The organism is Pseudotenacibaculum haliotis (assembly GCF_042684245.1).
In the GTDB taxonomy this organism is placed as follows: domain Bacteria; phylum Bacteroidota; class Bacteroidia; order Flavobacteriales; family Flavobacteriaceae; genus Polaribacter; species Polaribacter haliotis_A.
On the sequence record NZ_JBHULH010000001.1, the window covers coordinates 629,120 to 642,502 of the forward strand.

At 34.7% G+C, this 13,383-nt stretch carries 9 protein-coding genes and 1 other RNA gene; 2 read left to right on the plus strand and 8 right to left on the minus strand.

What is annotated here, in order from left to right:
• Position 1 precedes the first annotated feature (1 nt).
• A complete protein-coding gene (locus tag ACFSRZ_RS03120; RefSeq protein ID WP_379665057.1) occupies positions 2–1,207 on the minus strand; it encodes an NAD(P)-dependent oxidoreductase in 1,206 nt (401 codons plus the stop codon).
• Between the two features lie 131 nt (positions 1,208–1,338).
• Between ACFSRZ_RS03120 and ssrA the strand changes: the two genes are divergently transcribed.
• Positions 1,339–1,734: a transfer-messenger RNA gene (gene ssrA, locus ACFSRZ_RS03125) on the plus strand.
• Between the two features lie 97 nt (positions 1,735–1,831).
• On the opposite strand, the gene ACFSRZ_RS03130 is transcribed toward ssrA, so the two are convergent.
• Positions 1,832–2,515 (minus strand): LytR/AlgR family response regulator transcription factor, encoded by a 684-nt coding sequence (locus tag ACFSRZ_RS03130; RefSeq protein WP_379665058.1) that lies wholly within the window; start codon positions 2,513–2,515, stop codon positions 1,832–1,834.
• Between the two features lie 17 nt (positions 2,516–2,532).
• Entirely contained in the window at positions 2,533–3,246 is a 714-nt protein-coding gene (locus ACFSRZ_RS03135) for a sensor histidine kinase (protein WP_379665059.1), read from the minus strand.
• A gap of 513 nt (positions 3,247–3,759) precedes the next feature.
• Between ACFSRZ_RS03135 and ACFSRZ_RS03140 the strand changes: the two genes are divergently transcribed.
• Positions 3,760–4,992, plus strand: coding sequence for an alpha/beta hydrolase-fold protein (locus tag ACFSRZ_RS03140; RefSeq protein WP_379665060.1), 1,233 nt, complete (start codon positions 3,760–3,762; stop codon positions 4,990–4,992).
• 6 nt (positions 4,993–4,998) lie between these two features.
• Here ACFSRZ_RS03140 and ACFSRZ_RS03145 read toward each other — a convergent pair whose 3' ends face one another.
• The 5 genes from ACFSRZ_RS03145 to ACFSRZ_RS03165 all read right to left on the minus strand — a co-directional run bounded on the left by ACFSRZ_RS03145 (position 4,999) and on the right by ACFSRZ_RS03165 (position 13,308).
• On the minus strand, positions 4,999–6,411 hold the full coding sequence (locus ACFSRZ_RS03145; RefSeq protein WP_379665061.1) for a TolC family protein: 1,413 nt from the start codon (positions 6,409–6,411) through the stop codon (positions 4,999–5,001).
• A 20-nt stretch (positions 6,412–6,431) separates the two neighbouring features.
• Positions 6,432–8,831, minus strand: a complete 2,400-nt coding sequence (locus ACFSRZ_RS03150) for an ABC transporter permease (RefSeq protein WP_379665062.1) — start codon at positions 8,829–8,831, stop codon at positions 6,432–6,434.
• Positions 8,832–8,863: 32 nt separating this feature from the next.
• The gene (locus ACFSRZ_RS03155) at positions 8,864–11,275 is read right to left on the minus strand and encodes an ABC transporter permease (protein ID WP_379665063.1); all 2,412 of its coding nucleotides are present in this window, start codon (positions 11,273–11,275) and stop codon (positions 8,864–8,866) included.
• A gap of 79 nt (positions 11,276–11,354) precedes the next feature.
• Entirely contained in the window at positions 11,355–12,032 is a 678-nt protein-coding gene (locus ACFSRZ_RS03160) for an ABC transporter ATP-binding protein (protein WP_379665064.1), read from the minus strand.
• A gap of 25 nt (positions 12,033–12,057) precedes the next feature.
• On the minus strand, positions 12,058–13,308 hold the full coding sequence (locus tag ACFSRZ_RS03165; RefSeq protein WP_379665065.1) for an efflux RND transporter periplasmic adaptor subunit: 1,251 nt from the start codon (positions 13,306–13,308) through the stop codon (positions 12,058–12,060).
• Positions 13,309–13,383 lie beyond the last annotated feature (75 nt).

Consider the following 13,383-nt stretch of genomic DNA (forward strand, 5'->3'; position numbering starts at 1 on the left):
TTTACTCTTTTCCGTCTACGTAATCTTGTAAGTAACTGTATCGTTCTGTAAGTTTTCCGTTTTCCGTCATTTTAGCTCTTGCTAAAATTCCGTCTTGGTCGTTATTGTAGAATGCAGGAATCACATGCTCTAAGAATAGCTCTCCAAACCCTTCACTAGCATCTTTTGGCAACTCACATGGCAAGTTGTCTACTGCCATTACAGTAATCGCTTTTTCATCTTTAAAATCGATTTCAGTTTCTGATTGTGGTTCGTAACCGTAAACTGGATCGGCTATTGTTGAAGGTCTTATTGTTGTAGCAACAGGTCCATCAATATCACAAGAAACATCAGCTACTAGTTTGATGTTGAAGTCTGCTGATTTTGCATTTTCTCGTGTATATAAGTAAGGAGCTCCATCTCCATAAAAATGCCCTGCGATAAAGTAATCGGTTACTTTTGCAAAACGCATGAAATCTGAGATGTAGTTCTCTGGGTGATTGTAAAAATCTTTTCTGTTCAACACCTGCCCATCTTTTCTCTTGTTGTAATCAAGTACATCTATCAAGCAATATACCGGCTCATCAAAATCTTGAGAAAGATATGCTTCTACAGAAACCTTTTTGATGCTCATAGCATCCAACATTTCTTTGGCTCCATGTGCCACTTTTCCGCTACCCGTTAATAAGATCTTAATATTCGGAAGTTGAATATTGTTCAACTCCTGAATCAATGCTTTTTGATCCGGTAAAGTTTCTGCTTTAGGTAAATTGAACGAATTGTATTTCAATCCCCAAGCTCTAAAACCATTGTAAGCTCCTACGATTCCGGCATAACGACCAAAACCGATCAATCTGGCTCCGGAAGCTTTGGTGATTACCTCATGATCATATAACTCTATGTTCTTGTCTAAAATAGCTTTTAACAGTTTTCTGTTATAGGGTTGCTTTTTGATCGTATGGCTAAAGAAAAAATATTTTTTATTCGGAATCAATGCATCAATGGGTACTTCTTTTACTCCTAGTAACACATCACAATCGGTAACATCTTCAGAGATTTCCAATCCTTGTTCAGCATATTGTTCATCAGAAAAAACTCTGATATCAGAACTTTCAACTTTGATTTGTGCTTCAGAGAATTGTGTAGACAATTCTTTTAGTTTTTCAGGAGAAAAAACGACACGTCTGTCTGGTGGATTCTTACGCTCTTTGATGATTCCGAATTTCATAAAGTGGGTTTGTTTTAATTCGGCTCGAAATTACTAGAATTCTCAACGTCTTGCAAATGCAACTTCGTTTGTTTTTTCTTACTTTTGTCGTCCTGTTCATTGAAATAGTTCTTGAAGTAAATTCAGGAATAGGGGACGACTGGTTTTGACAGCAAGGTCAGTGAAAATGTAAGCATGTCGAGGACTGAAATAATTCTCGTAAAACTTATTTCAATCATTTAAACGGCGAAAATAACTACGCTTTAGCTGCTTAATATCTGAATTATAGTAAGATCAAGCCTCGGCGCATAAGATGCGCAAGCTAAATGTTTCTTGAAAGCGTTGATTTACCGCGTTCAGCTTAGAAGCATCGTAAAAGTAAAGATAGAAACTCAAGCACTTCGATTGGGTTTTGAAATTTAAGAAGATAAGCCTGTAATGGATTGTTTTTAGTCAGTTATAGGTCGAAAACCAAGTAAAAACTAAACATGTAGAAAGCCTTTTGGCTGCTTGTTTGGACCCGAGTTCGATTCTCGGCGTCTCCACCTACGCCCTACGAAGTTCCGAGTATACGAGGAACGAAGTAGGGCCTTTATATTTTTCTTCTTTTTTTGATTAGATTGCCAAAAGAGCTTTGGTGTTCGCTTAAGATCTACACAAATCTTCTACTATCTCCTTATAGGTTTGACCAATGGGAATTTCTATGGTTCCTATTTCTATATCAGTAGATGTATAGGCTGTAATTTTATTTTTTGAAACGATATAAGAACGATGCACTCTTACAAATTGTGAACCGGGCAATTCCTGTAAAATAGATCCAATATTCATTCTAACAACCAATGATTTTGTTGATGTGTGAATTCGTATGTAATCTTTAAGACTTTCGATATACAATATAGAGTCAAAATTTACTTTGTGATTTTTCTTATTGACATTTACGTATATATGATTTCTCTCGGGAACACTTTCAGAAATAATATTCTTTCTATCGCTATTTTGGTAGTAACGTTGAACAGCTTTAAAAAAACGTTCAAATGATATCGGTTTTAGCAAATAATCTACAATATCAAGATCATACCCTTCAATAGCATATTCTCTGTAAGCTGTAGTTAAAATAACTTTAGGTAGATTCTTAGAATTCTTCAAAAAATCCAGGCCAGTAAGCAAAGGCATTTGAATATCAAGAAAAAGTAAATCTACTGACTCCTTTTTTAGTATCTCAGAAGCTTCTATTGCGCTATAACTAGTAGCAACAACTTCAAGATTTGGCAACATGCTAACATATTTTTCTAACAACTCTATTGCAGGTTGTTCATCGTCTACTATCATACATTTTACTAGCATACTCATGCGATCTTAATTAATAAGTTAACATTAAAATAGTCTTCATTTTCATCAATTTCTAATTGATGATTTTCCGGATATATTAAATTTAATTGTCTTTTGATATTACGTAATCCTATACCCTTATTATCCGTATCGTTATGTTGAACATCTTTTGTGTTCAAAACACTAAAGGTCAATAAATTCTGATCTTGTTTCAATGAGATGTTGATTTCCGGGGCTGTAATGCTTTTACCCGCTCCATGTTTAAATGCATTTTCTACTATTGATAACAGTAACAATGGAGTAATTCCCTGTTGTATCATTTTTTCAGGCTTTTCTAAAGATACTTTTAATCTATCTCCATATCGTATTTTCTCTAACTCAATGTAATGTTGAATACAATCTATCTCTTCAGTTATATCTACTTGATCTTTCTGACTTTTATACAACACATAGTTTAATATTTCTGAAAGCTGTAGTACCATATCTCCTGCTTTAGGAGATTGATTGATGATATATGAATATAAATTGTTGAGTGTGTTGAATAAAAAATGAGGGTTTAATTGTGCTTTTAAGTATTTAAGCTCTGTTGATAGTTTTTCTTGCTGCAACAACAATAAACGATCCTTTTCCTTTTGCTGTCTTCTTAATGTTTGATACGTGTATATCATCAAAGCAGGCGGATAAAACATAATGGTTTTAGAAAGGTAAGAGGGTATATTAAGAAGTTTCATCTCATTACCGTGTAAAACATGTAACAGATATCTGAACCCTACAAACAATAAAAACGACACCAAAACAAGGCTCAAAACAAAAGCTAGGTTTTTCTTTTTGTTTAATAGCCTTGGTACTTGCCAATAATTAAAGCTATACGCCGCTACTATATAAAACGGGAACTTAATAGCTACGTTTTCTATGTAATCAAGATAATAAGTTTTATTACCAGCATAAGACAAAATGTAAATTAAGAATAGTAGAATCCAAAAGATCAGGTGTTGTAGAAACTTATTTTTAATTACTATCTCAGAAAACTTCATATGATTCAAAAATAGACAATTATACTACTTGAGTAGGTATTAATTGCCAAAGTTGCCATAGCTGTATACAAATAATCTTTAAATGTCTATAAACAGCTACATCTTGCTTTTTTAGGTCTTTAGCAACACTTAGTTGCGATTCTTCTATTTTTTAAAAAAGGTATGATAAAACCATTGTTATTCGTAGTGTTTAAACAAAATTCAAACACTATGAAATCCTTTCAACTTACACTTATAGCTCTTGTTATTATGTTTAACCTTAGCTGCGTTAGCGGACAAGAGAAATCACCCATAAACAAACTAGAATCGTCTGAAAAAAATGATGTGATCTCAATTGGAAAGAAGTTTACACTACACTCCAAAATATTAGGAGAAGACAAAGAAATTTACATTTCGCTACCTCATAAATATGAAGAGCATGTACAAAGCTATCCTGTCATTTTTACTTTGGAAGCCGAACTCCTGTTTGAATCTGCTCATACTATAACAAAATTTATGGCTGCCAGGAGTAAAATGCCTCAATCTATTGTTATTGGTATTGCCAACGGAGAGTATAAAAAGCGAAATGAGATGGGTTTTAAAAGATGGGGTGCTAAACCAGATCTATATTTAAAGTTCATAGAGCAGGAGCTCATCCCCTATTTGGAGTCAAACTATCGTGCAAACCAACATCGAACCATCATCGGTTTATCTCCAACTACCGGGTTACTTTTTGAAGCGTTTTTTGAAAAACCTGAATTATTTAAAGGATACATTGCTTTGTCTGCTCACCCAGAGTGGGACATAATTCCAAACTCAACGCTGATTGACAAAATTATTTCTACAATTAAAGAGCCTAGTAGACGTAAAACAACACTTTATTTAGGTAGAGCTGATAGTGATCTAAAAGATGCGCAATACATTCAGAAAGCTTTTGATGATGCTATTCATAAATTAAAAAATGAAAAAAGCATCACTAATTGCATAATAGATGTCTTAGAAAAAGAAGAACATTATTTAATGGCAATCAGAGGCATAAGAGCAGGGCTTGAGTCAATCTACCCTAACAATATTTGGAGAGATCCGGGCTTGATTGGTTGGGATAAAAATAAAAACTACGCCAGAGATTATTATAAAAGCTATTATGACAGTTTATCTTCTATGTATGGCTTTGATATTTTTCCTGTAGAAGATGGACATGCGTACGGATATTATTTAACAGGTGTGATCTACAATGCTACAAGATGGGGTACAAATAAACAGGTTATTGATCTTGCTGAACTTGGGATCTCATATTACCCAAATTCAGCAAAACTACATATACAACTTGCCGAAGCATATAAGAAAGGCGGAAAGCTAAAGAAAGCATATGCAACTGCAGAAAAAGCTATTCAATTAGTCAAAACTTTTCATCCAAACGAGTTAAATGCATATTTGGAAAAGTTTGAGAAATTAAAAAAGTAAAACGTTTTAAAATACCTGTCCTCTATAATATTCCAATACTTTTACTCGAAGTAAGTAAGCATATTTAGCATTGGACAGGTTTACTTTTGCGTTTTCTAAATTGTTTTTACTGGTTATGTATGACAGGTAGTTTGAAACTCCGTTGTTAAATCTAATTTTATTGACATCAAACGACTTCTCAAAAGCTTCTACTTGCTTTTGCAAGCTTTGATATCTGGAAAAAGCAGCTTCCATATCAAAATGTACTTGCTTGATCGTATTTTTAATTTCTACCTGAGTTCTTTCCATTTCTACCAATGATTCTTCTACTCGTACTTTTTCTAAGGCTACATTGTTCTTAGCTGCAAAGCCATTTAATAAGGGAATGCGTACAGATACTCCTATTACTGAGTTTAAGTTGTTATCAAACTGATCTAAATAGCTTATTTGCTGTGAGCTAAATTGACTTTGTTCTCTCATCACAGGAATATTCTGATTGTTAATTGTAACAAAATCTCCTGTCTCTACAGTAGAGCGCCCAACCTCTGTAAAAGTTTGCGCAGCACTGGAATAATTGGTGTTTAATTGCCCGAAGATTGATACTTGCGGAATGTATTGTGCTCTTGCCACTCCCATTCCTTTTTTGGCAGCCTCTACTCGTAACTCTCTTGCTTTAAAAGTAGCCAAGCTTTGCAGTGCATCTTGGTACACTTCATCAGAAGACAACTTATATTTCTCAAAACTTAGCAAGACTGAGCTTTTGTCAATAGCTACCTCTTCATCTAGATTTAACAACCTGGCCAAGCTTAATCTTGCATTGTTTAATTCAATCTGTGAAGACAAAATATTGGTTTCGTCAATGGCTTTTTGACCCAGTAGATCTGTATAATCTGCAGGATTGGATCTTCCCTCATCATACAGATCTTTCTGAATCTTGAGTTGATTTAAGGTGGCTTCTAAACGTTGTTCGTTCAACAGCAGAACATCTCTACTGTTCAATACTTGCAAGTATGCCAAAGTAACGGACAACACAAGGTTTTGTTTCTCTTGTTCTACCTCCATCATTGCTGCCTTTGCATTCAGTTTTTGCTGCTTTACACTATTTAGCAAACGAAATCCATTGAAGATAACTGCATCCAAATTCAGGTTGGCATTTGAAAACGTTAGACGCTGATTGATGAAATCGTTGGTAAACGGATCAATACTTCTTCCATTGTTAACTCCCAAGTTGTAGTTTCCGTTAACGCTAGGAAGCAAGTTTGCTTTTGATTGTTTGAAATTAATGTTTGCAGATTTCTCTCTGATCTTTGAAGATTTCAAATTCAAATTGTTCTTCAAAGCAATGGAAATACATTCTTCCAAGGTGTACCCCTTCTCCGTTTCTTGAGCAAGGCACAAGGATGAAAAAAGAAAACAAGCAATGATTATGAGGTTTCTCATTTTAATATTGTCTTAAAATTTTATTCTGTTCTTAATGAATCTACCGGGTTTGATGTAGCTGACCTGATGGCTTGGTAACTTACCGTTATCAAGGTGATCAAAAGTGCTCCTGAACATGCGATGAAAAAGACTGTCCATGAGATTCCCGTTCTGTATGGGAATTTTTGCAGCCATTGGTTCATCATAAAATAAGCTATAGGTGATCCGATAATTAGTGAAACCAATACAAGCTTTACAAAGTCTTTTGATAGCAAAATCCACAATTGACTCACAGAAGCTCCTAAAGTTTTTCTTACTCCTATTTCTTTAACTCTCTGCTCAGCCACAAAAGAAGCCAATCCGAACAATCCTAAACAGCTAATAAAAATGGCTAGTAAAGTGAATACTTTTGATAAGTTAGCCACTCGTTCCTCAGTTCTAAATTTTCTACCATATCTTTCATCTACAAATTCATATTCAAACGGTAAGCTTGGAAAGTTAGCTTTATAAGTGCGTTCAATAGCATCTAAATTTTCGCGTACACTTTGCTCCGGATTCAATCTTAGATTGTAATAATTTTCGTTATTCCCTCGGTTAAATACGTACATTGATTGTTTTACCGGGCTGTATGGCGATTGCATGATCATATCATCAATCACTCCAATAATCTTTAAAGGCGGTGCCGGGTCTTCATCACTAGAATCTCGAATATACTTTCCAACAGGGTCCTTTATTCCCATATAGGATACAGCCGTTTTATTTAGTATAACAGCTAATGAATCTGAAGCAAAATCTCTTGAAAAACCTCTTCCATCTATAACTTTTAATCCTAATGTTTCTACAAATTCATGCGAAACCGAAGTATGTGCTAAATCTTCTTGGAATCCCGGAGGCTTACCTTCCCAAGTATATCCACTTCTATTTGACCACACACTTGTGGTAGGGCTACTGGTTGACGCCATTTCTATTGCACCTCCTGAATTGATGAATTGGTTTCTCATAAAGTCTCCTTTACCAATAAATTCGGTACTCATAGCCGGTATTTGAATCAAGCCTTCTTTGTTATATCCTACAGGTCTGTTCTTTGCATAATCGATTTGATCCATTACAATCATGGTTCCAATAATCAATGCTACAGAAACAGTAAACTGAGTTACTACCAATATCTTTCTTGGCAATGCAGAGTAACGTCCCATTTTGAAAGTTCCTTTTAACACAGCAACAGGATCAAAAGAAGACAAGTACAATGCCGGGTAGCTTCCTGCCAAAAACGCAGTAATAACAATAAAGATTAATGAAGTGAGCCAAAATTGAATATTTGACCACGGAAAAACAATAGACTTACTAGCCAGATTGTTAAACCCATCTAGGAATAGTAAAACCAATCCGATGGAAAGAACAAAAGACAAAAGAACAATAAGGAATGATTCGCTCAAAAACTGCGTAATCAATTGTCCTCTTTTTGATCCAATAGATTTTCTAATTCCAACTTCAATAGCTCTTTTCTCTGATCTTGCTGTACTTAAATTCACAAAATTGATACAGGCTAAAAGCAATACAAAAATCCCTATAATTCCAAACAGCCAAACGTTTTCTATTCTTCCTCCTACCTGAACTCCATTTTCAAAGTTGGAATACAGATGCCACTCTTCCATAGGAAACAGAAATATTTGAGGATTGTATTCTGCTGTTTCTGCAGATAAATTCTTTTTTACATCAATGATCTTCTTTGTAATTCCATCCATTGTTGTATTCTCGTTGATCTGAACAAACATCTGAAAAGAGTTATTTCCCCAACTGGTTTCAGATCTTTGTATCCATGGACGTGAAGAGACGTAATAATCCCAAGTACCCAAAAAATTCAACTCGTCAAAACTATTGTTAGAAGGAATGTTCTTATATACGGCTGTTACCATCAAGTCTGCAGTATTATTCACGCGAAGCGTTTTTCCTATCGGATCTTCGCCTTTGAATAGCGCTTTTGCTGTAGATTCAGAAATCATAATTGAATTCTTTTCTTTCAAGCCATTTTTTTCTCCTGCAATGATCTCTAAGCCTAACATTTCCGGAGCTCCTTCTTGCATAAAGTTTCCATCTATATTCAAGTTGATCTCTCCATATCTTAAGTATCTAGGCTGGTTCCATGAAGACATAATAATATGCTTAAAGTTGTCTCCATAGTCTTTTCTTAATGCAAATTCTAAAGGACGTGGAATTGCTTCTCCCGTTTCTACTTCTCCGTTACTAGATTGGTGCTGAAAAACTTGAGCTATCGTTGCTTTATTTTCGAAGTAATCATTGTTACTCAACTCATCATTAATCCATAATCCAATCATAATTGTAGCCGTCATTCCAATGGCCAATCCTGAGATATTGATTAATGAGTAGACCTTATTCTTTAATAAGTTTCTCAGTGCTATTTTTAAATAATTTTTAAACATTTTTTTCTTTTTATATCATTGATGGTTGATAATTATTCTGATCGTAAGGAATTAACCGGATTTGTTTTAGCTGCTTGTATTGTTTTTGTGGCTACAATCATTATTGAAAACAAGATCATTGCCAAGCCACTTACAAGAAATACCCAAAAACTTATGCTTGTTTTGTAAGCAAAATCTTGAAGCCACACATAAATACCGTACCAAGCAATTGGTGTTGCTACTGTAAAAGCAACAATTACTAGGGTTAAGAATTCTTTACATAGTAGAGTATTGATCTGTAATATTGATGCTCCTAAAACTTTACGAACACCTATTTCCTTTACACGTCTGTTTGTTGTATAAATAACCAGTCCTAATAAACCAAGGCAACTGATCAAAATAGATAAGCCTGTAGCCCAGTTTAATAATGTTGATGTTTTCTTTTCTCTGTGATAAAATCTTTCGATTGACTCATCGATAAATTGAGCTCTGTAATCTTCAATTTCTGTATAAACTTCTCCGTAAGCAGACTCTACTTTTTCCATTACCGAGCTTAACTGAGTAGCCTCTATATTATTAAAACTCGCATGCACCGCCTGAAACCTGCTAAATCTAGGTCGATACCAATCTCCAACTAGAGCCATTGGTCGGATACCGGATTTTAATGAACGTTGATTAAAGTCACTCATCACACCTACAATGGGCATGTTTTCATTATTTATAAAAATTGTCTTTCCTATAGCTTCTTGCGGTGTTTTAAAACCGTATGTTTTTCTCGCAGTTTCGTTAATTACAATTTCGTTGATTGTATCGTTAAGACGATTTCTTCCTGCGAGCAGCTCTAATTCAAAAAGTTTCGCATAATTAGCATCTCCAAAAAGCAATTGAAGTTCTGTTTGTGCACTACTCTCTCCATTGTTATAGGTTGTTGTGGTTGTATTTGACGATAGTGAAGCCGGTGCGTGTCCGCCTATACTCAATTCTTTAAGTTCCGGAATCGATTTTAACTTAAGAAGCAGACGCTCTTTCTTTTCTAACTGACTCTCACTTCTTGGACTGTAAACAGAAATAACAGCATCTGTTTTAAAGCCCATGTCTTTGGTAAGCATAAAGTTGATCTGCTTACCAACCAACAACGTTGCAATGATAAAAACCTGAGCTATGGTAAACTGAAAAATTGTCAAAAGCTTTCTGAACTTTACTTTCTTTTCTCCTGTTGCCAAATTGTTCTTTAATACAGCGATTGTATTGAATCTAGATAGCACCAATGCCGGATAAAACCCTGATAAAAATGTAACCAATAACAGTAAAGCTATTACAGATATAATAACAACAGGTGCTTTAAAAAGCTCAAAGCTTACACCTGCAGGAACGAAATCTGAAAGTGCATTGATCAATAGTTTTGATACTAATAAAGACAGAATCACAGAGATCAAAACCAATAAAAAGGTTTCTCCCATGAATTGAGCAATCAGCTGTTTCTTAGTACTTCCCAATGCTTTACGTATTCCTATTTCCTTTGCTCTCTCAGTAGCTCTTGCAGTATTGAGATTGATAAAGTTTATGCATCCTAGAAGAAGTAAGAAAATTGCGATTAGGATTAGATTTTGAAGTAACGACTTGCTAGCCTGTCCTTGTGCCCAGTTGTAAATACCATAATTATCATTAAAATGGATATCGCTTAAAGGCTGTAGCTTGAATTTTCTTTCTTGTCCGTGTTTACGTGAAAAATCATCCCAATGTTCAAAAGCCAAAGCATCCAGTTTTTCTTGAATCTTTTCAAGATTTGCTACTTCATTCAACTTCACATAGAGCTGAGAACTAGAACTTGTAGAGCCCCAATTTTTGTCTAAAAAATCTCCTCTGAGTCTCGTATTTAAAATCGTAGGCATTGAGACAAACTCCTCAAAAACAAAGTCAGTACGCTTTTTAAAGTTTTCTACAACGGCAGTAACCTTTACATTCAAAGAGTCATTATAAACAAGTGTTTTACCAATAATCTCATGAGGTAATTCATTAGGAAAATATGTAGCAGCTCTATTTTCTGTTAAGATAACACTATTAGGATCGGTTAAAGCTCCCGATTGGTTTCCTGCTAAAAATTTATACTGAAAAAGATCAAAGTAATCTTCATCGGTAAAAATAACATTGCTTGGCCATTTTGCTTTAATATCTGCCTCTCTATTCTCTACTTTCGCAGGTCTTTCTATATAAAACCCACTAACTGTTTCAAAGTTCGAATTGTCTTTTAACGCATCTTCCAAAGCAACAGTAACCCCGGAATTATAGGATTTTCCTTCCGGACTCGTAAAATCAGTAACTACTCTATAAATTCTATCTCCACCTTCATGAAAATTATCAAAGGTGTAATCATAGTAAACCATTAAACTGATGAGAAATGAAGCACTCAAACCAATGGTTAAACCAATAACATTTACAAAAGAAAACACTTTGTTTTTGGCCATGTTTCTAAATGCTATTTTGAGATAATTTTTGATCATGTCTGTTGAATTATTACGAATCTGTATCTACTTGAAGTAGTAATTAAACCAAGATGTTTTCTGTTACTTTTTGTCCATCTAACATTCTAATAATGCGATGACTGTATTTTGCATCGTGCTCACTATGCGTAACCATTACAATGGTTGTACCTGCTTCATTAAGATCTATCAACAGATCCATTACTTCATTTCCATTAGAGCTGTCTAGGTTTCCTGTAGGCTCATCTGCCAAGATCAGTTTAGGATTATTCACAACAGCTCTTGCTACCGCTACTCTTTGTTGCTGACCTCCCGATAATTGTTGTGGAAAGTGATTGCGTCTGTGCATGATCTGCATTTTCTCCAAAACCTCTTCTACACGACGCTTTCTTTCTGCTTTTTTTACTCCTGTGTAGATCAACGGAAGTTCTACATTTTCAAAAACAGTTAACTCGTCGATCAAGTTGAAGCTTTGAAAAACAAAACCAACACTGTGCTTACGCAACTGTGATCGTTTTCTTTCATTGTATTTAGAGATCTCTTCTCCATTAAATTTAAAGCTACCTCCATCCGGATTATCTAACAATCCTAAAATGTTTAACAAGGTAGATTTTCCGCATCCTGAAGGCCCCATGATGGCAACAAATTCTCCTTCTTTTACTTCAAAAGATAATTTGTTCAGAGCAATGGTTTGCACTTCATCTGTTCTGTAAAATTTTTCTAAGTTCTTAATCTGTAACATGACTTTATTCTTATTTTTTTGTGAGTTATTTTATGATGAGTTGTTCTATATCATTGAATGATTCGTAACTAGAAGTGACAACCTTATCTCCTACTTTCAATCCTTCCAAGACTTCATAGTATTGAGTATTCTGACTTCCTAAACGGATATTTACTTTATGAGCTTTGCTACCATCTTCATTTAGTTTGAAGATCCAATTTCCTCCGGTCTTTAAAAAGAACCCTCCTTTAGGTACTACCAATGCTTGCTTTTCTGCACTTAATGCCAAACGGATTTGTAGATTTTGTCCTCTACGGATTCCTTCAGGAGCCTTGTCTTCAAAAAGCATATCTACCTGAAATCTTCCATTATTTACCTGAGTATACACCTTTTTGATAACCAAATTGTAGGTTTTATTGTTCAACACAAAAGTTCCAACCTGACCGGCATAAATTCGAGAAATGTAGTATTCGTCTATTTCTGTTCTTACTTTAAAAGATGAAGTAGCATCCAGTTGCCCTAAACGTTGACCTTTGGTTTTAGATTGACCAATTTCTGCATCTAAAGATGTTAACTGACCATCAATAGGAGCTCTTACCACCAAATCTTCTACTTTTTTACGCATTAGCTTTAAAGCATTTTGAGTTCTTTGATAAGAATTTTCTGCTTGCTCAATTTCTTGTTTGGTAGAGATCGAATCTTGCTTTAAAACCTTTTTGGTCAAAATCATTCGTTGTTTTTGGTAATTGTAATTATTCAAAGAAGACTGGTAATCTTGCCTACCAATAGCTCCTTTTTCATACAACTTAGCATTGAGTTCATACAATCTCTTTGCTTCCACCAAACTGTTCTCTACATCTGTGTATTGATTCAATCTGTTAATGGTATTCTGTCTTGCAGCATTTTGAGAAATCTGCATTTGCGTAAGTAAATTGTATACCGCAGTTTCTTGGTTGATCAAGCTCAGTTCCAAATCTGTATTCGACAATCGTAAAATAGGATCTCCTTTTTTCATCATAGCCCCATCTTCTACAAATTTCTCTTCTACACGACCTCCTTCTACAGCATCTAAATAAATGGTAGAAATTGGCAAAACAATTCCACTTACCGGAATGTTTTCTTGAAACACATCACTCTTAATAGTACTTATTGACAAGCGCTCTTCAGATACAGAAAGCTTAGCTCCTCCTGATGTATTTATAATTATATAAATGATAAGAATCAAAAAGATGACAGCTCCTCCGATCATCACTAATTTCCCTTTCGAAAACTTCTTTTTCTCAATTTGTACGTCCATGATTAAATTTTTGTTCGATCTATCTATAGAGAAGACAATGCCAAAAATTCAACATGTTGATTATCAGTTGTTTGT

Bases quoted from the DNA above. Each gene is read 5' to 3' on its own strand.
- ACFSRZ_RS03130 (WP_379665058.1), bottom strand. From the start codon at position 2,515: ATGATAGTAGACGATGAACAACCTGCAATAGAGTTGTTAGAAAAATAT.
- ACFSRZ_RS03165 (WP_379665065.1), bottom strand. From the start codon at position 13,308: ATGGACGTACAAATTGAGAAAAAGAAGTTTTCGAAAGGGAAATTAGTG.
- ACFSRZ_RS03155 (WP_379665063.1), bottom strand. From the start codon at position 11,275: ATGGCCAAAAACAAAGTGTTTTCTTTTGTAAATGTTATTGGTTTAACC.
- ACFSRZ_RS03145 (WP_379665061.1), bottom strand. From the start codon at position 6,411: ATGAGAAACCTCATAATCATTGCTTGTTTTCTTTTTTCATCCTTGTGC.
- ACFSRZ_RS03140 (WP_379665060.1), top strand. From the start codon at position 3,760: ATGAAATCCTTTCAACTTACACTTATAGCTCTTGTTATTATGTTTAAC.
- ACFSRZ_RS03135 (WP_379665059.1), bottom strand. From the start codon at position 3,246: ATGAAACTTCTTAATATACCCTCTTACCTTTCTAAAACCATTATGTTT.
- ACFSRZ_RS03160 (WP_379665064.1), bottom strand. From the start codon at position 12,032: ATGTTACAGATTAAGAACTTAGAAAAATTTTACAGAACAGATGAAGTG.
- ACFSRZ_RS03120 (WP_379665057.1), bottom strand. From the start codon at position 1,207: ATGAAATTCGGAATCATCAAAGAGCGTAAGAATCCACCAGACAGACGT.
- ACFSRZ_RS03150 (WP_379665062.1), bottom strand. From the start codon at position 8,831: ATGTTTAAAAATTATTTAAAAATAGCACTGAGAAACTTATTAAAGAAT.